Consider the following 25,787-nt stretch of genomic DNA (forward strand, 5'->3'; position numbering starts at 1 on the left):
TAGTTTAGTATATATAATTTTGAGTTTATAAAAATTTTTGTTTTATTTAGTTTTACTAAACATAAAAAAGGAGATATTTTAGCATAAATATCTCCTTTTTTATTATTTTATAATATATATAACTTAAGATAATTATATAACTAAACATATGATTACTTAAAATTTCATAGAATCTATAACATCATCTATATGATCTGTTGCTTTTTTTATAGCGCCTAATCTTTCTTCTTCTGTATAACCTGTTCCATCTACTAATAAATCTTCAAATTTTTTAATTCCCATAAATTTAGCTATATCTTCTATATAGTTCACTCCTTTGTTAAAAGCAGGCTTTAATATCCAAGGTACATGAGCGCCCGATGATTGAATATAAATCATTGTTCTAGGTTTATCATCAAGTAGACCTTTAGGCTTTTTATTTTCATTACTAAAACTTATAGTTTTTTTATCTTGAATAATACAGTCTATATATTCTTTAAGTGGTGCTGGAAATGATAAACTCCACATTGGTGCTGCTATAACATATACATTTGCACTGATAAATTGATCACATAGTTTTCTAATTTTTTGTATTTCTTTTCTATCTTTATCATCTAACTTTCTTGAATTTTCTTCACTTACTATGCAGTTTCTTTTTTCAAAGTATTGATACTCAAGTCTTGGTATATGTTCTTTATATAAATCAATTTCTTCAACAACAAAACCTTTATTTCTTTCTAAAAATCTATTTATAAATTTTCTTGCTACTGTTTTGCTTGATGATAAATTTTCAGGTTTTGAGTTTACACTTATATATAATAACTTTTTCATAATAACTCCCTTTCTTTATATAATTATTATTATTTTTAGTAACAATTATATTTTTATACTATCTTTATACTCAAATAACTTTTACATCTATATAATTATCTCTATTTCTATACCTTAAATAAATACTAATTATATTATGCTTCTTTTTCTTACAAACATAATATATTCTTTCAAATTTAAAGAAGCTTAAATTTAACCTTAAATAAACCTTAATAAAAACTTACTTTATTATATAACTTGTAAATTAGTTGTAAATTCTATTTTTAATTTAAATATATATGATACAATAAAGTTCAAGTTTATATTAAGGGAGATGATAAAATGAAGATAAATAAAACTATAATCATATGTGTTATATCTGTTTTAATATGTATTTTTATAGGGTCAAAAATTTTAAATAAACAAAAAAACATAGATTTGGATGATATTAATGTTTCTAAATATATAAATATTGTTGATAAAGCTAGTGAAAATAAAGTTCAAGTAAATTGGAAATACGTATGTTCTATAGTAAGTGTTTTAAACAATAATAATCAAAACAAGGTAGACGATAGTGAAATATTTAAAATTTCAAATATGTTTATAAAAGAAAATTCAGGTAAATATTATATAAATTCTCTAGAAAGTGTTATTAAGAAATTAAACTTAGATAAGGAAAAGACCTCTTTAGTATATAAATATATAGATGATTTAAAGCATTATAGTTTAACACCTAATAAAACTTCACCAAATACTAAATATATGAATTTTATAAATGATATAAAAGAAGTTGCAATAGATAATTATGAAAAGTATAAAGTATTACCATCTATAACTATAGCTCAAGCAATATTAGAATCTAATTGGGGTGAATCTAGACTCTCTTCAGATTTTAATAATTACTTTGGTATAAAGGCTGATACTAATTGGAATGGGGAATCTGTATTTCTTGAAACTAATGAATTTTATAATAATACTATAAATGATAAATTTAGAAAATATAAAAATAAATACGATTCTATTCGTGATCATGGCAAGTTTTTATATGAAAACAAGAGATATAAAAATAATGGAGTGTTTTCTGCAAAAACATATATCCCTCAAGCGATTGCTTTACAAAATGCTGGTTACTCTACTATAGAAGATTCAAATGGTAAAAAAGTCTATGCACAATACTTAATAAATTTAATTAAACAATATAATCTTCAATTAATAGATAATGAAGTTGCAGTTAAAAAAAATAAATAATTATACATTTTCTAATGTAAGCTCTATAAAGTTTTGATGCATTGGTAAATATGTATTAAAAATAAAAGGAGTACTTCTAAATAATTTTTAATTACTAGATTTACTCCTTTTATTTTTAATATAATTATTTAATGATATAAAATCTAATACATACAAAATAAATTGCTTAAGTATTTTTACTTAAATAAGATTTAGCATATTCTATATCTTGATATATAAATCTATGTTTTATGTTAGCACTTTTAAAGTTACATATTTTAAATACTAACTGTATAAAATGTCCAAGACAAAATGCTGTTATTAAAGTTCCTATACCTACTGGTTCACCTAATAAGTAGCCAAGTATTAAAGCACTAATTTCCATAGTTCCTCTTACTACCTTTATAGGCTTTTTAGTTATCTTTTGAAAAGCGATCATCATACCATCTCTGGGTCCACTGCCAAGTCCACTTCCTAAATATAAAACCATTCCAAACCCCATAAGAGTCATTCCTATTATAAGCATTACTATGCCAAATACTAAATTATTAGAAACTGGTATTAGGCCACTAAACAATATGATATCTAAAAATATTCCTATAAATATCATATTTAATACAGTTCCCCAACCAATTTTTTCACCTAGTATGACATCTATTATAACTAATATAAGCCCTACTGCTATTGTAGCAGTTCCGATTGTTATTCCTATTTTATTAGCTATACCTTGGTGAAGTACATCCCATGGTGATAGTCCTAGTTTAGCATTTACCATAAATGCTATACCCATAGCACAAAACCATAATCCTAAAAATAATCTAATAAGTTTTTTTAATATTGTACTCAAATTTCTTCCTCCCTAATATATGTAATACAAATTGATTAAATCAAAACTATTTATTATTAATACTTTAATCTTCTCACCTCGTTACATTTATTAATTGAAACTATTATAATATAAATTCAGTTATTTATATATACTAATACACTAGTTTTTATATTTAATATAATATTTATATACTTTACTATTAATAAAATTTCACTTTATTGTATGCTAATATATATTTAAATTTTAATATATTAAATACCAGTTAAATCAATGCTTTATCTATATTTTTTTATAATAATTGGTCGAATTTTGTAGATTGGTATATAACATTTAAATGTTAAATCTAAGTTAAATAAAAAAAAAGTGTTGTCAATATATAATAATGGGAATATAATGACTATATAAATAAATAAGTCTCCCTGAGGGGGAGTAGCTTTCACACTTTGTGATAATCAATCGTCATGTCGGATAATATCCCGGTTGATTAGCAAGTACATAACTTGTTAGCAAGACCTTCAGAATAAATTTACGTTTAATAATTTATTCATGAGGTCTTTTTTATTTGCCAAAAAAAGCAAATGGAGGTATGTTAATGTTTTACAAAAAAAATATTGAAAAAGTCTTAAATGAGCTAGATTCTAGCTTACAAGGTCTTACACAGGAGGAGTTTGACAAGAAGCTCTCTAAGCATGGCTATAATGAACTAAAAGAAAAGGAAAAAACTTCTGTTTTTAAATTGTTTTTAGAAACATTTAAAGATCCATTAGTTATTATTCTTTTAGTAGCAGCTCTAGTTCAAATATTCTTAGGTGAAGCAATTGAATCAGTTATAATATTTGCAGTTTTAATACTAAACTCTATATTATCAGTTGTTCAAACCCAAAAAGCTGAAGGTTCACTTGATAGTTTAAAAAAATTATCAGTTCCTACTGCTAAAGTTATAAGAAATGGCATAAAGATTACTGTAGATTCAAGAGAACTAGTTCCTGGAGATGTAGTTATCCTAGAGGCCGGCGACTACGTCCCAGCAGATGGTAGAGTTATAGAATCTCAAAGCCTTAAGGTTGTTGAGGGAATGTTAACTGGTGAAAGTGAACCTGTACTAAAACATGAAAATATGATAGAAGAAGAAGTTGCCCTTGGCGATCAAAAAAATATGGTATTTAGTGGCTCAATGGTAGTATATGGTAGAGGTGTTTATGTTGTTACATCTACAGCTATGAATACTGAAATGGGTAAGATAGCACATATGCTAGATAATGCAGGAAATAAGCAAACACCACTTCAGGTTAAATTAGATGAATTTGGTAAAAAACTTGGAATTGGTATAGTAGGTTTAGCAGCTCTTATATTTGCTATTCAGCTTTTAAGAAATGCAAGTGTTATTGATTCATTTATGTTCTCAGTTGCCATTGCAGTTGCTGCAATACCAGAAGCATTATCTTCTATAGTTACTATAGTTTTAGCAGTTGGAACTAACACTATGGCTAAAAAACAAGCTATAATAAGAAAACTTCCAGCAGTTGAAACGCTAGGTTCTACAAGTGTCATATGCACTGATAAAACTGGTACTTTAACTCAAAACAAAATGACTGTTGTAGATACTTATATGTATGGTTCTACTTCTAAAGTACTTGCTGATAATGTTGATGGTGAGATTGCTTTAACTAATAATATTTCACTTAATGAGTCTTCTTTAATACTTTGCGCAAGTCTTTGTAACGATTCAGATATAACTAGCGAAGGTGTTGAAATTGGTGACCCAACAGAAATAGCACTTATGAACTATGCTAATAAAAATGAATTTGACTACAAATCTATAAGAGAAAAATACGAAAGAGTTGGAGAATTACCTTTTGATAGTGATAGAAAATTAATGTCTACTATTAATAAAATAGATGGTGACTTAGTAATGTTTACTAAAGGTGCCCCTGATATTGTGTTTAGTAGATGTAATTATTCACTTGAAGATGGAGAGGTAGTTTCTATAACTGATGAAATAATAGAAGATTATAAGAAAAAAAATGAAGAGTTTTCAAATAAAGCTCTTAGAGTTTTAGCTTTTGCAACTAAGAAAGTTAATGATACTAATTTAGATATAAGTGATGAAAATAATCTTACTTTAATAGGTCTTACTGCAATGATAGACCCTCCTAGAGAAGAAGTTTATGATGCAGTTAAAAATGCTAAAAATTCTGGTATAAAAACTGTTATGATAACAGGAGACCATAAAACTACTGCTGCTGCCATTGCTAAAGATATTGGCATAATGGAGGCTGATGATATAGCTTTAACTGGTAAAGAGCTTGATTTATTAAGTGATAAAGAGTTAGATGAAAAATTAGAACATATATCAGTTTATGCTAGAGTTTCACCAGAAAATAAAATAAGAATAGTAAAAGCATGGCAAAGAAAAGGTAAAGTATGTGCTATGACTGGTGATGGCGTTAATGATGCTCCTGCACTTAAGCAAGCAGATATAGGTATAGGTATGGGTAGTGGTACTGAAGTTGCTAAAGATGCATCTGCTATGGTGTTAGTTGATGATAACTTTGCTAGTATCGTAAATGCTGTTGAAGTTGGTAGAACAGTTTATACTAACATAAAAAAATCTATAACTTATTTATTTTCAGGTAATCTAGGTGGAATAATAGCTATACTATTTTCTGTATTTGCTAACTTACCTAATCCATTTACAACTATACAATTACTATTTATAAACTTAGTTACAGATTCCCTACCAGCAATTGCTCTTGGACTTGAACAGCCTGAAAAGTCTGTTATGAAAAATCCTCCAAGAGATATTAATGAAAAAATATTATCAAAAGATACTTTAAAATCTGTATTAACTAGAGGTTCTATTATTGGTCTAGTTACTATAATAGCTCAATATATTGGTCTTAAAACTTCACCTGAAATGGGAGTAGCTATGGCCTTCTCAACTTTAACATTATCTAGAATAATACAGACTTTTGCATCAAGATCAAACACTGAAACTATATTTAAGATCGGATTTAAATCTAATAAATATGCATTAGGTGCTGTTGTTACTTGCTTAGGTATGTTTTCACTTACACTACTTCCATTTATGAGAGATATTTTCTCAATACCAAATAATTACAACTTTACAAGCTTTATAACTTGTTTAGTATTAGCAATTATTAGTACATTGCTAATGGAAGGAACTAAATTTATAACGAAAAAATAGCTTACTATATCTTGCTTAATAAACAACTACCCTTTTTGTCTATAAGTCTATCTATTGTATAGTTAAGCAAGATGTTTTAAATAAATTATTTGTCTAAGGTTTATAACCTTAGACAAACTTATATTATATACTACATATATAGTATCTAACAAATCTCATTAATTAAAATAATGTATTAAATTTAAAATGTTTAGGAGGAAAAAATGAGTAATTTAGATTCAGACCCCGGGAACTTGATCCCACAATTAGTTTTAATAGTAATACTTACAAGTATTAATGCATTCTTTGCTTCAGCAGAAATGGCTATAGTTTCTGTTAACAAATCAAAAATCAAATCTTTAAGCGATGAAGGTAATAAAAAAGCAATCTTACTTCAAAGGCTTATAGCAGAACCTAGTAACTTCTTATCTACTATACAAATTGGTATAACACTAGCTGGTTTTTTCTCAAGTGCATCTGCTGCTACTGGGTTATCTAGCTATTTAGAGACAGTATTAATTCCATTAAACCTTCCATATACTAGTGAAATATCTATGATAAGTATAACTTTATTATTATCATACTTTACACTAGTTTTTGGTGAATTAGTACCTAAGAGAATAGCTCTTAAAAAAGCTGAAAGTATAGCACTATTTTCTGTAAAGCCAGTTTATCTTATATCTATAATCGCTAAACCCTTTATAAAAATACTTTCTATGTCCACTTCTCTAGTTTTAAAGTTAACTAAAAATAATGACGTTGATATAGAAGAAAAAATATCTGAAGAAGAATTAAGGTCACTTATAATACAATCTCAAGAAGATGGCTGTATAGAATATGATGAAAAGCAAATGATATATAAAGTATTTGACTTTAATGATAAGTTGGCTAAAGAAATAATGACTCCAAGAAGTGATACTTTTTTAATAGATATAGATGATGATATAAATACTATATTAGATGAAATATGTGATCTTAATTATTCAAGGATACCAGTTTTCAAAGATGATATAGATAATATAGTAGGTGTATTGTATATTAAAGATCTATTTAATGAAGCCAGAAAAGTAGGATTTGAAAATGTTAAATTAGAAAACCTTCTTCATGAACCTTATTTTGTTCCAGAAATTAAAAGAACTAATGAACTATTTAAGGTTTTAAAAGAAAAAAAAATACATCTTTCTTTATTATTTGATGAGTATGGAGGCTTTAGTGGAATAGTTACATTAGAAGACTTAATAGAAGAAATTGTCGGTGATATAGAAGATGAATATGATTTAGAAGAAAAACCTATAAAAAAAATTGATGATAATAATTATATAGTCAAAGGTTCTCTATCTATAAATAATTTTAATGAAGAATTTGAACTTGATTTAGATGAAGGAGATTATGATACTTTAAATGGTTATTTAATAACTAATTTAGATGAAATTCCTGATGAAAATACAGAGCTTTTAATAAATGATATTAAGTTTACTATTCTAAAAGTTGAAAATAGAAGAATTCAAGATATTAAAATTCATTTTGATAATATATTTCATGAGGTTGATAATTAAAATTTCTATATAAAAGTGAGCTATCTTTATATAAAGATAGCTCATTTTATGTTATAAAATATGATTTTAAAATCCGTAGTTTTCATTTATATAGTTAAGCATTTGATCACCTAATGTCACATAATAGTATATAGTGTATAAATAATCAGAAAAAACTAATTTGCTTGATTCTGGATCATCTTTTAAAAGTCCATCTATCAATATTAATTGATCTCGTAAAAGTGCTTGATATACAGATGATAGTATTTGCAGTTGATCTGCAACAAATATATCTGGCTGAGAATCTTTATATATACTTTTATGTCTTTCTAGATTATTAGATACCCCTTGTAATTGATTCATATATGATGTTATTTGTGGTTTTAGTATCCCACTTTTTTCCTTTATAGTTTGAGTATTTATATCTATAGTTCTCATATTGTCTCTTATCATTTTGATTTCTCTAAATATATTAGCAAGAGCTTCCTTGTCTTGCAGGTCTTGTACTACTACAGGCACTGTGCTTATTTTATTTTCAATAGCATATATTTTGTTTGTAAAAATACCTAAACAAAGTAGTATACTAGCTATAGTTAATATTACTTTAGTGGGCTTATTTTTCATTAAAATTCTCCTTTTACTAAGTTGTTGTATATTTATATTATCTACAGTACAACTATTATTATTCTTTGTATAATTAAAAATACATTGCTATTTTATATAATTTTTTTAATCAAATCATTTATAAAAATAAAAAAAACTATAGTTATCACTATAGTTTTTTATTTCCATTTTTCTAATACTTCTATCATAAATTTAGCTACATCTATCTTATATATTTCTTTTAAATTGTCTCCTTTAAATACATCTCTTGACTTTCCATATGCTACTATTTCTCCATTGTTAACTAAACATACATCATCACTAAAAAAATGTACTAAATTTAAGTCATGAAGTACTCCAATTACTATTTTATTTTTTTCTTTAGCCCAAGTAGATAGATGCTTTAGTAACTCTATTTGATACTTTAAATCTAAGTGGTTAGTTGGTTCATCAAGAAGTATTACATCTGGATCCTGAGCAAATGTTCTAGCTAAAAATACCCTTTGAAGCTGACCTCCTGATAATTCAGTAATAGGCTTATCTTTAATGTCTAATAATCCTACTTTATCTATTGAATCTAATATTAACTCTTTATCTTTTTTATTTAAAGAGTTAAATATACCACTAGAGTGTGCATATCTTCCAAGTGAAACTGTTTCATATATACTATATGGAAAGTATATTTGACTTATTTGGCTCATAAGGGCTATTTTAGTAGCTAATTGTTTTCTACTTAAAGTATTTACTTCATCATTGTCTATTTTTATGCTGCCTCTATAATCTATAATATTTGCAATGGACTTTAGTAATGTACTTTTACCACATCCATTTGGACCTACTATACATAAATTTTTACCCTTTTCTACTTTAAAACTTACATTTTTTATTATATCTACATTATCATAACTACAAAAAAGATTTTTAACTTCTAACATATTATGACCTCTTACCTTTACTAAAATATACATAAGCAAAAAATGGCGCACCAATTATAGCCGTCACAGCACCTACTGGTAGTTCTGCTGGTGTTACTACAGTTCTTGCTATTAAGTCTGTTATTACCATTAAGCTCCCACCAAATACAAATGACATTGGTATTACGTAAGAGTGCTTAGAACCAAATATACGTCTAACTATATGAGGTGCTATCAAGTCTACAAATCCTATAGTCCCACTTAATGCTACCGCACTTCCTGTAAGTATTGCTGAAAATATAAATAGTCTTTTTTTCACTTTAGTAGTATTTACTCCGACAGCTTTAGCTTGTTCTTCACCAAAAGTTAATATATCCATTTCTTTTGTATATATTAAAATACCAACTATACCTATTACACAAAATGGTATTATAGCTTTAACTGCTGAGAATCCTTTCATAGCAAAACTTCCCATTTGCCATAGACTTATACTTTTTAAGTCTTCACTAAATAACGCCGTTATAGTTGTTAAAAGCGCATTTACAAATAAAGAAAATACCATACCCGCAAGTATTATGGTGTTATTTGACATTGTTTTATCTATTTTAGAGGAAAATACTATAACTCCATATACTGTAAAAAGCCCAAATAAAAAACCTATTAAAGGTAGAGTTAAATTTCCTAAAAAAGGTATGTTTACCCCAAGTATTATAACTAGACCTGCACCTAGTGATGCACCTGATGATACTCCTAGGGTATATGGAGATGCTAGTTCATTTTTTAAAATAGATTGGACTACTGATCCACTTACAGCAAGTGAACCACCAACTAAAAATGCTAGTAATACTCTTGGTACTCTAAGGGCCCATATTATAGATACATCTTTAGGATTTATATTATCTCCTAGTGATAGATTAAATAATTTGTAAAAAAGTATCTGTGCAGTGTCTATTATATTAATATTGGAACTTCCAATAGAAGTTCCAATACAAAATATTATAAATACTATTGGGATAGAAAGTAATGCCCACTTTCTAGTTGTTGTATACATTTGGATATATTGCCTTTGCCATCTCATTTAGGGCTTTTATTATATGTTGAGATGGACGAGATGATGAATTTGTATCTATTTGATAAACTTGATTATTTTTTACTGCATTTATATTTTCCCAACCTTCACGACCTTTTATTTCATCAGTTGGATTTTCTATGTAATTAACATTAGTTAATATAACATCTGGATTTTTATCTATTATAGTTTCTGCACTTGGTGATATCCAAGCATTTTCATCTTTAAGTATATTTTTAGCTCCTATTAATTCTATCATTTCATTTAAGAATGTCGAGTTACCAAAGCTATAAAGATTTGGAGCTGGTCCTATTTCAAAATAAACTTTTTTCTTATTTTTTATATCTTTACCTTTTTTAGCTATATCCTCAATTTGAGATTTTGTATTTTCTACTATTTTCTTGCCTTTTTCCTTAGTGTTAGTTACTTCAGATATAAAAGTTATATCGTCATATATCCCTTGTATACTATTACTACTTGGTATGTAAGCTACACTTATTCCAGATTCTTCAACTATCTTAAATGGATCTTCAGTTGAACCAGTTTTATTATGCCCTGATGCTACTATTATGTCAGGCTCTAATCCTATTATTTTTTCTGCATCTGGCTTGGAAAAATCTATTAATTCTACATTATCTGGTATACCTGCGACATCTGCTGAATACTTATCTACTGCTACTAGCTTATCAGCAAGTCCAAGTTCTACTAATACTTCAGTATTAGATGGTGCTGTTGATATTATTCTATCTATTTTATTTGGTACTTTAATCTCTCTGCCTTCTCTGTCTTTTATAACCACTTCTTTACTTGAACATCCAACTACTGTAAGCATTACCAAGGTTACAGCCATTATTATACTTAATACTTTCTTTTTCATATTTTACTCCTTATTTTTAAATTTTCCTTATAAGTTTTTTATTCTATGTCGTTGTCTTTATTTAATTCAACATAGAAGCATCCTGAAGGGGTATTTACAAATTTAAATTTTAACTCATCTACTTCATTGTTTTGCCTTTCATGTCTATGCATTAATCTAATTAATTTTTAGTTATTATTAAATGACATATCCTTGAACTTACTCCTCCTTTCTTTTAAATATTTATAGTTTTATAGATACAAATTATCATTTTACTAAGGATTATGTAATCTTTAATCTTAGTTTATCATTATATCGCGTCAAAATGTGTCATTTTAATGTCAAATGAAGTACATTTATACTTTATTATTTTTAAACATATCTTATTATTTAAGTTATATAAAGATAAGAATATTTTGATTTAACACTTATTTCTATATTTAACTGCAGTGTTATTAGCTGAAATGATATTTATATAAATTAAATACAAAAAGCACACTCTTAGAGTATGCTAAATTATTCAAATTAATTATATACCCTACCCTCAGAAGGCAATAGATTAAAAAGTACTGGCAGGTATCCCGGCTCAACTTCTTCCTACTTTCTTGCCTTCCCGAATTATCAGTGGCTTTTTAAGATTTCGTCAGTTTTACGGTTACTGGGGTAGCTTAGAATTTTCATCTAATTCCCTATTAAGTCTACTTGACACCAAGCACTTTATATTTATTAAATTTTATACATTCAAGTATTATATACTTTAATTTAATTATATCAAAACCTTTATTTATAATCTACTTTAAATATTTGATCTATAAATTAATATATTTATTTTAATATCTTTTTAAGTAATTTTAATTTGCCCTTATAAGGTGCATATCTAACTGGTATATCTATTAAATTTGACTTTTTAAGTATACTCTTTTTATGTGTAAAAGTATCAAAGCTTTTCTTACCATGATAAGATCCCATTCCACTAGTTCCTCTACCTCCAAATGGAAGATTTGAAGTGGCTAGATGGATTATAGTATCATTTATACACCCTCCTCCAAAAGCTATATTATTTGTTATGTATTTTTCAATATCTTTATTTTTAGTAAATAAATATAGTGCTAGTGGATTTGGATGTTTTTTTACTATTTCTATTATATCTTTATAATCTTCATAAGTTATTATAGGAAGTAGTGGTCCAAATATTTCTTCATCCATTATAGGATAAGTATGGTCTATATTATCTATAATGGTCGGTGCTATTTTTAATTTAGATTTATCTATATTTCCACCTATAATTACATCTGTGTTTTTCATAAGATTATTTAATCTATCAAAGTGTGTTTTATTTATTATTTTAGGATAGTCCACACTTTCAATAGGATTATTTCCATAAAACTTTATTATATATTTTTTCATATTATCTATTAAATCTTTTTTAATATCTTTGTGCACTATAATATAATCAGGTGCTACACAGGTTTGACCCGCATTTAAAAATTTCCCCCATACTATTCTTTTAGCACTTAGGTCTACATTTGCTGACTTTTCTACTATACAAGGGCTTTTACCTCCTAGTTCAAGGGTTACTGGTGTTAAATATTTAGATGCTTTATTCATTACTATCTTTCCTACATTTACACTACCTGTAAAGAATATATAATCAAATCTTTCTTCTAATATCTGTTGATTAACTCCTATTCCACCTTCTATTACGTTTATATATCCTCTTTCAAAGTACTTATTTATAATATCAACTATTACCTTAGAAGTATGAACTGAAAACTCCGATGGCTTAAGTATTGAGCAATTTCCACCAGCTATAGCACCTATAAGCGGAGATATAGTTAATTGGAAGGGATAATTCCAAGGCGCCATTATAAGTACTACTCCATAAGGTTCACTTACTATATAACTTTTAGCAGGAAATTGAGTTATAGGAGTTGATACTTTCTTATTTTTGCTCCAACTTTTTAAATGTTTTATAGCGTAGTTTATCTCCTCTAATACTATACCAATTTCTGTTTCATATCCTTCAAAATGTGATTTTCCTAAATCTTTATAAAGTGCATTAAGTATAGCCTCTTCATTTTCTACTATAGCTTTTTTAAGAGTTTTTAATTTATCTAATCTAAAGTTTATATCTTTAGTCTTATTGCTTTCAAAGTATAACCTTTGATTATTTAATATATCTTTTATCAATCTCTCATCTCTTTTCTGTGAATTTACATATATTGTATTATTATAATTATATATTATTTATTGTATATTGAGGAGGTTGTTATGGTCTATTTATTATTTTTTTTTATGACTTTATCTTTAATAAGCCTTATTTATTTTACATATAAACCTTTTAAAAATTTAAGGCCTATTTTAAAAACTGTAACTAGCTTATTATTTATAGGAATATGTATAAATGGATATAGTTCTAGTAATAATTTTACTTATTTTATACTTATACTTATGGGGCTTATATTTTCACTATTTGGAGATATATTTCTTATATTTGAGAATGGAAGTAAAAACTCTATGGGTAATGCTTTTATTCATGGTCTTTTAAGCTTTAGTATAGCTCATATATTCTTTTCCTTATGTTTTGTATCTATTACTTCTTTAACTGTTTATGATATTTTATTTACTGCTATACTTTCCATAGGTTCTTTATCTATACTAAAGTCTATTAAAAACTTTGATTTTAAAGGAGTATTTAGATATATAGCCTTTTATGCTGTACTTATTAGCTTTATGTTTATAAAATCAATATCTTTATATTTAGTAGGATTTAATAATTTTGGAGTATTTTTAGTTATAATTGGAGCATTATTATTTATAGTTTCTGATTTAATATTGTCTTTTGTATATTTTTATAGAGATTGTCCAAAATTTATGGCAGGTCTTAATCTTTTAGTTTATTACATTGCACAATGTTGTATAGCATTAAGTGTTTCATACATGTAAAAATACCCCTATGTCTTAAGTTTTGACATAGGGGTTATTTTATTAAATTTTATATTTTAGCTTTTTTATATAATAGTAAATAAATAATTGAAACTATCATTGAAACTAATAATAGACTTAAAAATAACCAAGACTTATTAAAATTATATGCATGTGCAGATAACATTGGCCCAAGTGCATATCCAAAAGATTCAGATGCTCCAACTATACCAAATACGCTACCCTTTATTTTAGGATTTTCCCCAAACTCTGATAAAAGACTTTGAAGTGAAGCATTTAAAAAAGTTGCTCCAAGAAAATATACTATTATTATAGTGGTAAATATAGATATGCTTCTTGTAAAAGATAATCCAAGTAAGGTTATATTAATAACACAAAAAGATAAAAATAATTGTCTTTTATTTCCTATCTTATCACTTACCCACCCTGCAATAGGTGCTCCTAACCCAAATACAAATAAGTATATTGATATAATTGATGAAGTGTACGATGTAGTAGCTCCCAGCACTTCCTGTCCATAAAAATGGAATAAAGCAACTACACATCCATATATAGTCTCCTAAAAATGCAATAGCGCATAACATAATTATTTTATATTTTAAACTATATCTTTTAATTTCTTCTTTTATAGCTTTCTTTTTGCTACTACACTTAGAATGATCCAATTTGCCTTTTTCTACCTTAAATATTACATATATAAGTGTAAGCAATATCCCTCCTGAAGATAAATAAAATACAATATCATAACTACCAGTATTTGATAAAATGTATCCAGCAATAGCAGCACCTATTCCTCCACCGAATGTAAAAACTGCTGCTGCTAATCCTGTACTCTCTCCTCTTCTAGTTACTTCTACGGATCTTGATAATATAGAATAAGTAGCAGGTGCTAACATACCAAGTACTGCTCCTTGTACTATGTATAAGCTTCCTGCTATTATATGCTTATTTGTTATGGTATAACAAAATGGAACAAAGGTCATTAGTATCAAAGCAAATATTAAAGTTTTTTTATCTCCTATATAATCAGATACTCTCCCAAATAGAATCTGTGCTAGTGTTTTGCTTACTCCATATAAAGACATTATAGTACCAATCATAACTGTAGTTATTCCAATTGAATCAAGGAAAAGTGGTATTATAGGAATCATAAAGCTATAACTTATTCCAAATATAAATCTATAAGTACAAAATTGTCTAAGTTCTAGCTTTTGAAAGAGAACATTGTTTTTTATACTCATATCTACCTCCTAAATATGAGCAGATTGTTTTTGTAAAGTTTCTGTCCACTTTAGTATATTCAAGTAATCTTAATATTATTATTTAACATTCAAAGCATATACATTTTATTTAATTAATAATATACAACTGTAAGATATAAAATGAGGAGCAATCATTTTGATAGCTCCTCGTTTTATATAAATTTAAAATTCGTAAATTTTAAGTTATATTCTGTCTTTAAATATATTATATATACCTTAATTCAAGTTTATATGAATATGATTTTTTCCTTCTCCGTATCTTTTTAAAGGTTTTACAGTAGGTCCTTCTAATACATTTCCTTTATAATCATATCTAGAAGCATGGCATGGGCAGTCCCAAGTTTTTTCTGCTGAATTAAATCTAAGCTCGCAACCTAGATGAGTACAAGTTATATCAACTATATAAAGTTCATCATTAAGATGTCTATAAGCCCCATATCTTTTTCCATCAATAGTTACAATCTGCCCTTCTCCTTTTTCTATATATAATTCTTCTTTTCCTATATTAAATTTCCCTTTTATATACTCTATTGTCATATTTAAATTTTCTTTATAAAAATCTGTTGTTAAATAGCTACTTTTTCTAGATGGATTAAATAGATTTTCATATATAGATTCTTTTTTAGCTATAAGATCACTTATTATTATTGCTGATAAAGTTCCATTACTCATTCCCCACTTAGAAAATCCTGTAGCTACATATACATTGTCTTGTTTTTTGTTTATATGACCTATATAAGGTAGGTAGTCATAACTCATATAATCTTGAGCTGACCATTGATATTTAAATTCTTTAATTTTAAATTTATCTTTTGCATAATTTTTTAGTTTTTCATACATTTCTTCTTCATTTTTACACTGACCAACTTTATGATCTCCACCACCAAATATTAATAGTTTTCTATTCCCTTCATTATAAGTTCTAAATGTTATCCCTTGTTCCTCAACTCCTAAAAACATTCCTGGGATTATGTCTTTTTCTAGTTTGCCAGCTATTAAATAAGACCTTCCTCCCTTTTCTTTTGCAAAGTAAAGGTTTTTACCATCATACCAAGGCATATGTGATGCTATTACAACTATATCTGCAAAGATTTTATTATTTTTGTTGGTTCTTAATTCACAAACTTCTCCTTTATTAAAGTCAACTATAGGTGTGTTTTCATAAACTTTAACCCCTAAGTTTATACATTCTTTTAGTAATCCATCTATATACTTTTTAGGATTAAATTGACATTGATTTTTAAAACTAATAGCTCCCTTCACATCTACTGGTAAATCTAAACTTTTATGGTACTCGCAATCAATCCCTATTTTTTTACAAATCTCATATTCCTCTTTTAATTCTTCTAAGTAATTTTCATTTTGTGCAAGTATATATGAGTCTTCTCTTTTTAAATTACAGTCTATATTGTGTTCTTTTGTTACTTTTTCAATTAAATTAAGTGCCTGATTATTACCTTCATAGTATAATTTAGCATCTTTTATTCCGTACTTTTGATTTATCTTTGAATATATTATTCCATGTTGTGAGGTTATCTTTCCAGTATTTCTCCCAGAACCTCCATAACCTATTTTATTAGCATCAACAATAGTAGATTTTAAACCATTTTTAGCTAATAAATAAGCTGTTGTAACTCCTACTATTCCTCCACCAACTATTAAAATATTTGTTTTTATATTTTTTTCTAAGCTACCTAACTCACTATGCTTAGAGCTTAAAATCCAATAAGATTCATTCATTTCATTTCTCCTTAATTTAATTTGTCCATGATATAGTATATTTCCCATTAAAATACATAATTATTATAAATATTGAGCTTAAATATACAAATAAACCACTATAAATACATAAACAAAAAGCTATCTTACTTTGTAAGATAGCTTTTTATTATTTTTAATTAATCTTATTTATAAAGTTAATTAATTCTTATTATTTGCATATTAACTGAATTTGGTATTGTTTTTATATTTCTGTTAGAAAAATTATATAAGTCAAGTTCCTCTTCACAATTTCCAGTAGTATATATAGCTCCATTACTAATTGAATTTTTAATACCTTCTTCACAGTATGCTAGTGATCCTTTGATTAAAGCTTCATTTACTCTAAGTCCAACTATATAAGTATTATACGAATTTCCTGTTACTGTATACTTAATATAATATGTGGCATTTGGAGATAAAACTACAGTCATGCCATCATTTTTAACACTTATATCTGTACCATTTATAAAACTAGAATTAAATACAAATCTTGATGTTGGGCTAATACTTACTGATTCTGACTGAACTAGATAAGCATTATTTTGAACTGTTGAATTTCCTTTTTCTCCTCTTGGCCCTTGTGGTCCTATCTTACCTTCAGGTCCTTGTTCTCCTTTTTCTCCTCTTGGTCCCTGTAGCCCTATCTTACCTTCAGGTCCTTGTTCTCCTTTTTCTCCTTTTGGTCCCTGTGGTCCTATCTTACCTTCAGGACCTTGTTCACCCTTTTCTCCTCTTGGTCCCTGTGGTCCTATCTTCCCTTCAGGTCCTTGCTCTCCTTTCTCTCCTCTTGGTCCCTGTGGTCCTACCTTCCCTTCAGGTCCTTGCTCTCCTTTTTCTCCTCTTGGACCTTGTGGTCCTATTTTACCTTCAGGTCCTTGCTCTCCTTTCTCTCCTCTTGGTCCCTGTGGTCCTATCTTACCTTGAGGTCCTTGCTCTCCTTTTTCTCCCTTTGGACCTTGTGGTCCTATCTTACCTTCAGGACCTTGTTCACCCTTTTCTCCTCTTGGTCCCTGTGGTCCTACCTTCCCTTCAGGTCCTTGCTCTCCTTTCTCTCCTCTTGGTCCCTGTGGTCCTATCTTACCTTGAAGCCCTTGCTCTCCTTTTTCTCCTCTTGGTCCCTGTGGTCCCATCTTACCTTGAGGACCTTGTTCTCCTTTCGCTCCCCTTCCTACTGTTTCTCTTTTATATTTATCATACGTACGCTCTATAACTTTGGAGTTATCGCATTCTATATCATTTTTAGATGACTTTGATTTTGAAGCATATCTTTTATATTTATCCAACACGCTCTCCCCCTTGCCTACTCTTAATTATAATATCTTTCTACCACTATAATTTATATGCTATAAATATAATCTTAAATTCTTAAAATATTACTAAAACAAGTATTAATATTTTATATTTATACTTATTTTTTATATTCTAAATACATTAATTCCTTTTATATTCCAAGTATATTTATATAGTTTCTGCAGCCATATACAGTTGATACCTTATATTCTTTATCTGCCTCACAATTTGATTTATAGTAATATCTTATAAATGGATACTCTATGCTATTATCATCTATAATAGGTGTGCCCCATGATTTACCAAAATCAGAAGATTTACTTATATTTAAATTTCCACATTCTATCCATTGCATATGTAAAATATTTTTATGTTCTATTATATGAGGGATATTACAAGCTGAGGATTCATTTACATATACACTGTCACTTATCGATATGCCTTCTTTATTTAAATCGACTCTTTTATAGATTGGTTGGTATTTACTAGAATTGTTTTCTGAATAGGCTATATGGTACGTATTGTTTGTTCCTTTTGTAACTGATAAATGGATCTTTTCTTTGTTTGAATTAGTTATCTGTATTGGGCTATACCAAATTGAATTTTCATTATTTAAGGTACACATAAATACCTCTTCATATCCTTTTACTATTTTAAAGTAAAATACATTTATATTGGTATTATCACATATTGCAATAAAATTATTTATATCTTCATATCCTACTATATCTATAATTGACATTATATCTTCTTTATCTCTTTTTATATTATGAACTAATTTGTATAATTTGCTTTTATTATCCTTTAAATAATATATGATATGAATATCTTTACCTATCTTACTTATATATGGAAAGCTTATTGTATATTTAGAATTATCATAACTAATAATACTAGATTTATTTATTTTATTATCATTTATGTCTATTTTAATTAAGCTTCCTTGTTTATCATCATATATTCCATATATGTTATCTTGTTCATCTATATCAAACCATATATCTGTATTTCCTTTTATATTATCAATTACCTTATTTGAAGATATTAACTCGAAATTTGAATCAAAATTCACTATATTGATTCCATTATTAAAAAATATCTTTGATATACACTTATCTGATTTTCTTATTAGTATTTCAGTATTTTGTATAAATGTCATCCTACCCCCTCCTTAATAATACTACAATATATTCATATAGATAATATTTATACCTTGTAAAAAAATATTTTATTTAGATACAAGCTGTAACAATTCCCCTTTTATCTCATATCATATGGGTAAGAAGATTAAAATCTTTTTATAAATTAATATAATTGGGAGGATATTTATAGATGGATGACTTTAGAGGTTTGACAACAAAAAAATTTGTACCATCAGATTATTGTTCTGATGGATGCTGTAAGGGTTTAAAATGGGATTGTAAGCATACATTATGCTACCCAATATTAACTAATAGAATATTTAGCTGTGCAATTTTAAAAAGTGCAACACTGTCAACAATTTTAAGAAATGCCACATTTAAAGTAGTAACACCTCTGCCTTATGGTTTAGTTGGTGAAAAAGTATGTATAAAAGAAGTAGTAGGTGTTAAATATAAATGCTTAGGTTTAAGAAATAATTATAGCGAAAATCCAAATTCACCTGATGCTATCCTTAAAGAATGTTTAGACGATGAAGATTTATGTTTTAAACCTATTAGCGGACCTATTTGCTCTTGTAAAGATTATGGTGGTTCACGTAAAAATTTATATAATGAATATATATCAAAGGAAAAATTTCAAAAGCACTATTGTATAGATGATATTTGTAATACTAAAGGCTGTGATGATGAATCAGAAGGAATTAAGATAAAGATATATCATAATGATGTAGAATATTACGTATGTGATTTTAAGGTAATAGTAAAAGCCAACTTAAAAGATTGTCCAGATAAAGAGTTTTTAGGTGTGTTTGAAATCCCTGGAATTACAAAGTTAAGCGATTGTATAAAGCTTAATAATCTTAAAGAAACAGGTTTAGGACTTCCATCTCCTTATTTCTACGGTAACCTATGTGTTCCTTTTGAAAGAGATTCTTTAATTTACAAAAAATTCGATGGTAAATTTAAGGTAGATTGTGTTACTAGAGCTAGTGAATTATGCCCTATATATGGTTCTTCTAGTTTAGAAAACTCTGAGTCTGATTCTGGTGAATCAGAAAACTCTGAATCTAGTTCTAGTGAATTAGTAAATCTTAAATCTGGACCTAATAAATATAAATTTAAAGCTGATATAGTATTATGTTTTAGCCCTAAAGAAACTGTATATACTATAATAAAAGATGTAATAGGTGTAAAAGGAACTCTTGATATAGAATGTGATTGCGATATTTCACAACCTGGTGATAATAGTTGTTGTGATAATCATCACGGTTGTCATGATTCAAAACCATGTAAGTGTGGATCTTCTGATACTTATGACGAGATTGAAGATTAATTAATAAAAACTATTAGTAGATAATAAAAAGATAGCGTGATAATTTCCATGCTATCTTTTTATTATCTATTAAACTATATATACTAAGAAGCCATAAAACTGTTTCTTTTTCTTTGCTATACTCACTAATTTACTAATTATATCTTATATATATTTTATTAGTCATCCTATTTTAAAATATTTATACTTATATAAACTATAAATATTTTAAAATAGGTACAAATCCTCTCATACTTTAATAATATAATATATACCAAAAATCTACTTTAGGGGTGAATTACATGAATGAAATTGTAAAAGTTAGCGACCTGTGTCAAACCTTTTACACAAAAGACGGAGAACTAGAAGTTCTAAAAGATATAAGTTTCTCCCTAAACGAAGGACAAATCCTAACGCTACTTGGACCTAGTGGTTCTGGAAAATCAACTATACTAAATATATTAACAAAACTTTTAAAACCTACTAGCGGGGATATTAATATAAATGGAAATATAGGATATATGTTTCAAAAGGACCATTTACTTGAATGGAGAAATATAATCGATAATATAACAATTGGACTTGAAATCCAAAATATAAAAACTGATAAAAATATATCTCGTATTGAAAATTTATTAAAAACTTATGGTCTTTGGGAATATAGATATATGTATCCAAAAGAACTTTCAGGAGGAATGAGGCAAAGGGTGTCTCTTATTCGTACTCTATCTGTAAATCCAGATATATTACTTTTAGATGAACCTTTTTCAGCCCTTGATTACCAAACAAGGATTTTAGTTAGTGATGATGTTTATAAAATAATTAAAAATGAGAATAAGTCTGCTATATTAGTAACTCATGATATAAGTGAAGCAATATCCATGTCAGACAAAGTAGTAGCACTATCTAAACGCCCTGCAACTGTTAAAAATGTATATAACATAGACTTAAGACAAAATGAAGATTTAACACCTCTTCAAACCAGAAAAGTTCCTGATTTTCAAAAATACTTTGACATACTATGGAAGGAGCTAGATAGTGATGAGATTAAGTAAAGATTCAGATGGATATAAAAATTATCTAAAAAACGTTAAAAAAGAAAAAACTAAAATTCTTTTATATCAGATATTAATATTTGCAGGATTTTTAATTCTTTGGGAAGTACTTGCTAATCTAAATATAATAAATACATTCTTATTTAGCAAACCTAGTGATATATACTCGCTTTTTATAAGCTATGTTCAAAATGGCCAACTTCTAACTCATGTTGGAATATCAGTATATGAAACTCTACTTGGTTTAATTATAGGTACAGTGCTTGGAATATTAGTTGCAATAGCACTTTGGTGGTCTGAAAAATTATCAAAAATTTTAGACCCATTTTTAGTTATATTAAATGCTCTTCCTAAAACAGCTCTAGCTCCTATTATTATAGTTTGGGCAGGTGCTGGTATTGAAGGTATTGTAGTTACTGCTGTTACTATATCTGTTGTTGTTACTATACTTTCTGCTTATAACTATTTTATAAATGTTGATGAAGAAAAAATTAAAATGTTAAGAAGTTTTGGTGCTACTAAATCACAAATATTATTTAAGCTTATAATTCCTTCTAATATTGGTAATTTAATAAATCTTACTAAGATAAATATAGGTATGGCTTGGGTAGGTGTTATAGTTGGTGAGTTTTTAGTATCAAGAGCTGGTATTGGTTATTTAATAGTTTATGGAAGCCAGGTATTTAAGTTAGATTTGGTTATGATGGGAGTATTTGTACTTGCATTTTGCGCTTGGATTATGTATGCTATTTTAAATCTTATAGAAAAGTTTTATAATTCTAGAAGATAGGTTATATCAATGTTTCAGGCTATTTGTTAAAGATGTATATATGAACTATTACCTTGATATTGCAATATAATCATAATTAAATGGCGACAAAAAGGCGACAAGATGCCGACAAATTTATTAATTAAACTCTTAGTTAGTTAGAATAAAAATTTAAACATAAAAGGAAAAGCTCCTATCTACTGCGAATAGATAAGAGCCACATACTAGTAATAACTAGTTGAATGTTTTTATGCACTACTATTATACCAAATATAATGTAGGATATTCAAGCATAAAAATTTTTTGGCTCAGCTTTTCCTTCTATGTAATAACTAGGAGGGTGTTTTATGAATAACTTTAAATTTATAACAAGAAATGATATGACAAAGGAATTATTTTTCAAATTACCAAAAGCTTTAATGTATGAAGTAAAATATAAAAAACTATCTGCTAATGCAAAGTTGCTATATGCAATGTTATTAGACAGAACTACTCTATCTATAGAGAATGATTGGTTTGATTCTCAGGATAGGGCATACATAATTTGTGAAGTTGATGAAGTAGAAATATATTTAAGCTGTGCTAGAGGTACAGCGAATAAAGCTTTGAAGGAATTAGAAAGACATAAACTTATAATGAAACTCCAACAGGGACAAGGCAAAGCTAATCTACTATATGTAGCTCATGTTGATACTTCAAAGGATACTTTAGATGTACACCTAAAGCTACATAAAAGAATGCTTTTAGCATTGAAATCTAAGAGAAAAGAAAATAGAGCAAAGTATGCATCTAAGAAGTTCAAAAATTGTACTCCTGTTGGAAACACTGATATCGAAGACTATAAAACTGTGAACAGTACTGATATCAATAGAAGTACAAAAAATGAACTCCTAGAAGTTCAAATTTTAAACGGAAATAATACTAATAATAAAGATACTGATTTTGTTGTTGTTGAGAGCAATCAATCAGGAAAAGTTTCATTAATTAAGGACTATGGATTTGATGTTACAGATATACAAGTTAAGCTAATAGAAAATATGGAATTTGATTTATTAAAAGATGCAGTTGAAACTACAGTAGCTAAAGGTGGAAAAGCCTTTGGATATGTATATGAAGTTTATAAGTCTTTAAGAGATAGAGTTAATACTAACGTAAAAATTACAGTTGCTAAAACTGTTAATTGTAATACAGCTAAAACTACTTACAGTAAGAAAAATACTTTTGCTAACTTTGAGCAGTCTTTTATGCAATATGAGGAAGATGAGCTATCTGATATTATTACTAAATCTCAAGAAGCTAAATTTGGAAAAGTATTGTGCTGTAGATAATACGATAGGAGGTATATATTATGGATGAACCAAGTATAGAGAAATATTTTATAAGCAATTGCTTATTTACCATCGATGAGTTTAATGAAATGTACAAGTCCTTATCTAAGGAAGAACTTAAAGAAGTAGCTGACAATGATTACAATGAAATGGATATATGTGTTAAAATAGGCTCTCCATTTAAGAACCTTCATTACACAGTCGGAGACCGTAACGGTAAAATTAAAGTTAACCATGACTTGTATGTGAAGTCTAAAGACTTTAAGGTAGAGGTTAAGTATCTTAAGAACTGGACTGCTGGTAATGGTGGAAAATGTGCCAGTAAAAGTTGGGCTGAGTATCAAGCTGATTTTGATTGGCTTGAAGATGAAATAATAAAGAACAAGGGCAAAAGAGCATTTATTATAGGATGGTTTAGTTAGCTAATTCAACTTGGGTATACTAAAGGTGGTAAACCACTAGTAGATGAAAACAGACTTATATATTTCCCTTTTCTAAAGAGGATATCTAAGCCTACATACACAAAAGACTTGGTATATAATTATGATTATTCATATGAAGAAATGAAAGTTAAACTTAGAGGAAGAAGACGTTATAGTATGAACTGTATGCTTCTAGGTAATAAAAATGATAAATTCCATTTTGTTATATATTATTAATTTTTAAGTTACATAATAAAAAATGGATATATCAAATAATATATATCCATTTATAAATTTAATCTTTATTTACTTTATATAATACTAAAGGTACATATTACCATTTTTCAGTTTTATGCTCTATGCAAGAAGAGCATATCCCTAAATCATTACCATCTTTAAGGTATAGTACCCCACACTCGTTACAAAATGCTACTTCATTCTCATCATAGTAAACTCCACAAGAAAAACATACATATCTTCCATCAATATCAACCATTGAATATGCCTCACAATCTAGACATTCATATAATGGATATTCTCCTCCATCTTTAAGAATCTCGTATTTACTTAATCCTAGTATACTGCTAATATATTCATTAGAAGCTTTTTCTCCATCTTCCTTATATTCACAGAAGAAACAATAGCACATATTACTACCATTGTAATTGAGCTTTAATAAACTTTCTTTACAAGATGGACATTCTACTAATTCTTCTAGTACGGCTTCATCATTAGCTCTTGCCGTAGCCATTTCCACAGCATCGTCATAATGTTCTTTAAGCTCAGATGTGCATCTTATCAACTCTTTAATTAGTCGCTCTTCCTTATTTGTCAATCCAAACTCAGCGTCATCATCGTTTAAATTAATTGACATTGGAGTTGTAAAATCATTATAGTTCTTGGTGATAAATTTAGTTATCGCACCTAAAGCATTATTAATACATGCTTCAATCGAATGAAAATTACTCTTTACTGTAAAATGTTCCATCTGATTTCTTAACCTTCTTAAGCTTTCAAATGCCTTGTCACTCTTGTTATCAATCTCAACATCACATAATCTTTTTAACCTTTCAACAAGTGTTGAACTATCCACACTTTTAAATGAGCCTGCTCTTAGGTGCTCCTTATTAGCTTTATTCATATCTGAAAAAATATAAGTCCAATGTTCCCTATACAACCTGCTCTTTAATATAAGCTCTATTCCTGATGATAAATGTAATAAGCTGTATTTAATTTCTTGTTCCTTATTTTCACAATCTTCATGTTCGGCTTCTTTTAAATGTCGTATTGCACTTATTATAAAATCTAGTCCATTTTCAAGCATTGTAAACTCCATATCATCCCCCCTGCAATTTCATCTTATTATAAAAAATACTTAAATAAGCATTCTTCAACATTACTATACCATATAGTATAAATAAAAGTACACTTTTATACAATATTTTCATCAAGCCCTACGTTTACAATTTTTCATACATGTCAATAATATAG

General features: G+C 27.6%; 22 protein-coding genes and 1 riboswitch. Of the genes, 9 read left to right on the forward strand and 13 right to left on the reverse strand.

The window, feature by feature from the left end; translation table 11 throughout:
* Positions 1-156: 156 nt before the first annotated feature.
* On the reverse strand, positions 157-810 hold the full coding sequence (locus I4U66_RS10925) for an FMN-dependent NADH-azoreductase (RefSeq protein ID WP_195928893.1): 654 nt from the start codon (positions 808-810) through the stop codon (positions 157-159).
* A gap of 321 nt (positions 811-1,131) precedes the next feature.
* Here I4U66_RS10925 and I4U66_RS10930 point away from each other — a divergent pair, with 321 nt between their 5' ends.
* The gene (locus I4U66_RS10930) at positions 1,132-2,037 is read left to right on the forward strand and encodes a glycoside hydrolase family 73 protein (protein ID WP_092925746.1); all 906 of its coding nucleotides are present in this window, start codon (positions 1,132-1,134) and stop codon (positions 2,035-2,037) included.
* A 166-nt stretch (positions 2,038-2,203) separates the two neighbouring features.
* Here I4U66_RS10930 and I4U66_RS10935 read toward each other — a convergent pair whose 3' ends face one another.
* Positions 2,204-2,863 carry a YczE/YyaS/YitT family protein gene (locus I4U66_RS10935; RefSeq protein ID WP_242977290.1) on the reverse strand — a complete coding sequence of 220 codons (660 nt, stop codon included), beginning with the start codon at positions 2,861-2,863 and terminating at the stop codon, positions 2,204-2,206.
* Between the two features lie 574 nt (positions 2,864-3,437).
* Between I4U66_RS10935 and I4U66_RS10940 the strand changes: the two genes are divergently transcribed.
* The gene (locus I4U66_RS10940; RefSeq protein WP_092925744.1) at positions 3,438-6,053 is read left to right on the forward strand and encodes a cation-translocating P-type ATPase; all 2,616 of its coding nucleotides are present in this window, start codon (positions 3,438-3,440) and stop codon (positions 6,051-6,053) included.
* A 203-nt stretch (positions 6,054-6,256) separates the two neighbouring features.
* Entirely contained in the window at positions 6,257-7,588 is a 1,332-nt protein-coding gene (locus tag I4U66_RS10945; protein WP_195928895.1) for a hemolysin family protein, read from the forward strand.
* A gap of 66 nt (positions 7,589-7,654) precedes the next feature.
* On the opposite strand, the gene I4U66_RS10950 is transcribed toward I4U66_RS10945, so the two are convergent.
* From I4U66_RS10950 to I4U66_RS10970, 5 genes are all read right to left on the reverse strand, one after another.
* A complete protein-coding gene (locus tag I4U66_RS10950) occupies positions 7,655-8,191 on the reverse strand; it encodes a hypothetical protein (protein ID WP_092925740.1) in 537 nt (178 codons plus the stop codon).
* Between the two features lie 158 nt (positions 8,192-8,349).
* Entirely contained in the window at positions 8,350-9,105 is a 756-nt protein-coding gene (locus tag I4U66_RS10955; protein ID WP_092925738.1) for an ABC transporter ATP-binding protein, read from the reverse strand.
* A 1-nt stretch (position 9,106) separates the two neighbouring features.
* Positions 9,107-10,135: a FecCD family ABC transporter permease gene (locus I4U66_RS10960; RefSeq protein WP_092925736.1), complete on the reverse strand. Its 1,029-nt coding sequence runs from the start codon at positions 10,133-10,135 to the stop codon at positions 9,107-9,109.
* Positions 10,119-11,030 carry an ABC transporter substrate-binding protein gene (locus tag I4U66_RS10965; protein WP_195928897.1) on the reverse strand — a complete coding sequence of 304 codons (912 nt, stop codon included), beginning with the start codon at positions 11,028-11,030 and terminating at the stop codon, positions 10,119-10,121. The genes I4U66_RS10960 and I4U66_RS10965 overlap by 17 nt, the downstream gene beginning before the upstream one ends.
* A 533-nt stretch (positions 11,031-11,563) precedes the next feature.
* A riboswitch (cobalamin riboswitch) is annotated at positions 11,564-11,738 on the reverse strand.
* Between the two features lie 96 nt (positions 11,739-11,834).
* Positions 11,835-13,256 (reverse strand): aldehyde dehydrogenase, encoded by a 1,422-nt coding sequence (locus tag I4U66_RS10970; RefSeq protein WP_330617316.1) that lies wholly within the window; start codon positions 13,254-13,256, stop codon positions 11,835-11,837.
* Between the two features lie 24 nt (positions 13,257-13,280).
* Between I4U66_RS10970 and I4U66_RS10975 the strand changes: the two genes are divergently transcribed.
* Positions 13,281-13,955, forward strand: coding sequence for a lysoplasmalogenase (locus tag I4U66_RS10975; RefSeq protein ID WP_195928899.1), 675 nt, complete (start codon positions 13,281-13,283; stop codon positions 13,953-13,955).
* A gap of 49 nt (positions 13,956-14,004) precedes the next feature.
* Here I4U66_RS10975 and I4U66_RS14755 read toward each other — a convergent pair whose 3' ends face one another.
* From I4U66_RS14755 to I4U66_RS10995, 5 genes are all read right to left on the reverse strand, one after another.
* On the reverse strand, positions 14,005-14,463 hold the full coding sequence (locus I4U66_RS14755; protein ID WP_242871320.1) for an MFS transporter: 459 nt from the start codon (positions 14,461-14,463) through the stop codon (positions 14,005-14,007).
* Positions 14,369-15,196: an MFS transporter gene (locus tag I4U66_RS10980; RefSeq protein WP_242871319.1), complete on the reverse strand. Its 828-nt coding sequence runs from the start codon at positions 15,194-15,196 to the stop codon at positions 14,369-14,371. Before I4U66_RS10980 ends, I4U66_RS14755 begins: the two co-directional genes overlap by 95 nt.
* A gap of 237 nt (positions 15,197-15,433) precedes the next feature.
* Positions 15,434-16,957, reverse strand: coding sequence for an FAD-dependent oxidoreductase (locus tag I4U66_RS10985; protein WP_092925727.1), 1,524 nt, complete (start codon positions 16,955-16,957; stop codon positions 15,434-15,436).
* 176 nt (positions 16,958-17,133) lie between these two features.
* Entirely contained in the window at positions 17,134-18,261 is a 1,128-nt protein-coding gene (locus I4U66_RS10990) for a collagen-like protein (RefSeq protein WP_243278803.1), read from the reverse strand.
* A 158-nt stretch (positions 18,262-18,419) separates the two neighbouring features.
* A complete protein-coding gene (locus tag I4U66_RS10995; RefSeq protein WP_092925725.1) occupies positions 18,420-19,427 on the reverse strand; it encodes a hypothetical protein in 1,008 nt (335 codons plus the stop codon).
* Positions 19,428-19,600: 173 nt separating this feature from the next.
* Between I4U66_RS10995 and I4U66_RS11000 the strand changes: the two genes are divergently transcribed.
* The 5 genes from I4U66_RS11000 (at position 19,601) to I4U66_RS11020 (ending at position 24,296) form a co-directional block, all read left to right on the forward strand.
* Positions 19,601-20,743 (forward strand): hypothetical protein, encoded by a 1,143-nt coding sequence (locus I4U66_RS11000; RefSeq protein WP_092925723.1) that lies wholly within the window; start codon positions 19,601-19,603, stop codon positions 20,741-20,743.
* Between the two features lie 281 nt (positions 20,744-21,024).
* Positions 21,025-21,777: an ABC transporter ATP-binding protein gene (locus I4U66_RS11005; RefSeq protein WP_092925721.1), complete on the forward strand. Its 753-nt coding sequence runs from the start codon at positions 21,025-21,027 to the stop codon at positions 21,775-21,777.
* The gene (locus I4U66_RS11010; RefSeq protein WP_092925719.1) at positions 21,764-22,567 is read left to right on the forward strand and encodes an ABC transporter permease; all 804 of its coding nucleotides are present in this window, start codon (positions 21,764-21,766) and stop codon (positions 22,565-22,567) included. The genes I4U66_RS11005 and I4U66_RS11010 overlap by 14 nt, the downstream gene beginning before the upstream one ends.
* A gap of 326 nt (positions 22,568-22,893) precedes the next feature.
* Entirely contained in the window at positions 22,894-23,874 is a 981-nt protein-coding gene (locus I4U66_RS11015) for a replication initiator protein A (protein ID WP_195928901.1), read from the forward strand.
* 20 nt (positions 23,875-23,894) lie between these two features.
* Entirely contained in the window at positions 23,895-24,296 is a 402-nt protein-coding gene (locus I4U66_RS11020) for a hypothetical protein (protein WP_195928903.1), read from the forward strand.
* Positions 24,297-24,630: 334 nt separating this feature from the next.
* On the opposite strand, the gene I4U66_RS11025 is transcribed toward I4U66_RS11020, so the two are convergent.
* Positions 24,631-25,632 carry a hypothetical protein gene (locus tag I4U66_RS11025; protein WP_195928905.1) on the reverse strand — a complete coding sequence of 334 codons (1,002 nt, stop codon included), beginning with the start codon at positions 25,630-25,632 and terminating at the stop codon, positions 24,631-24,633.
* Positions 25,633-25,787: the final 155 nt, after the last annotated feature.

Origin of the sequence: Romboutsia sp. D33t1_170424_H2 (assembly GCF_015669105.1) — a bacterium.
GTDB classification, from domain to species: domain Bacteria; phylum Bacillota; class Clostridia; order Peptostreptococcales; family Peptostreptococcaceae; genus Romboutsia_C; species Romboutsia_C hominis.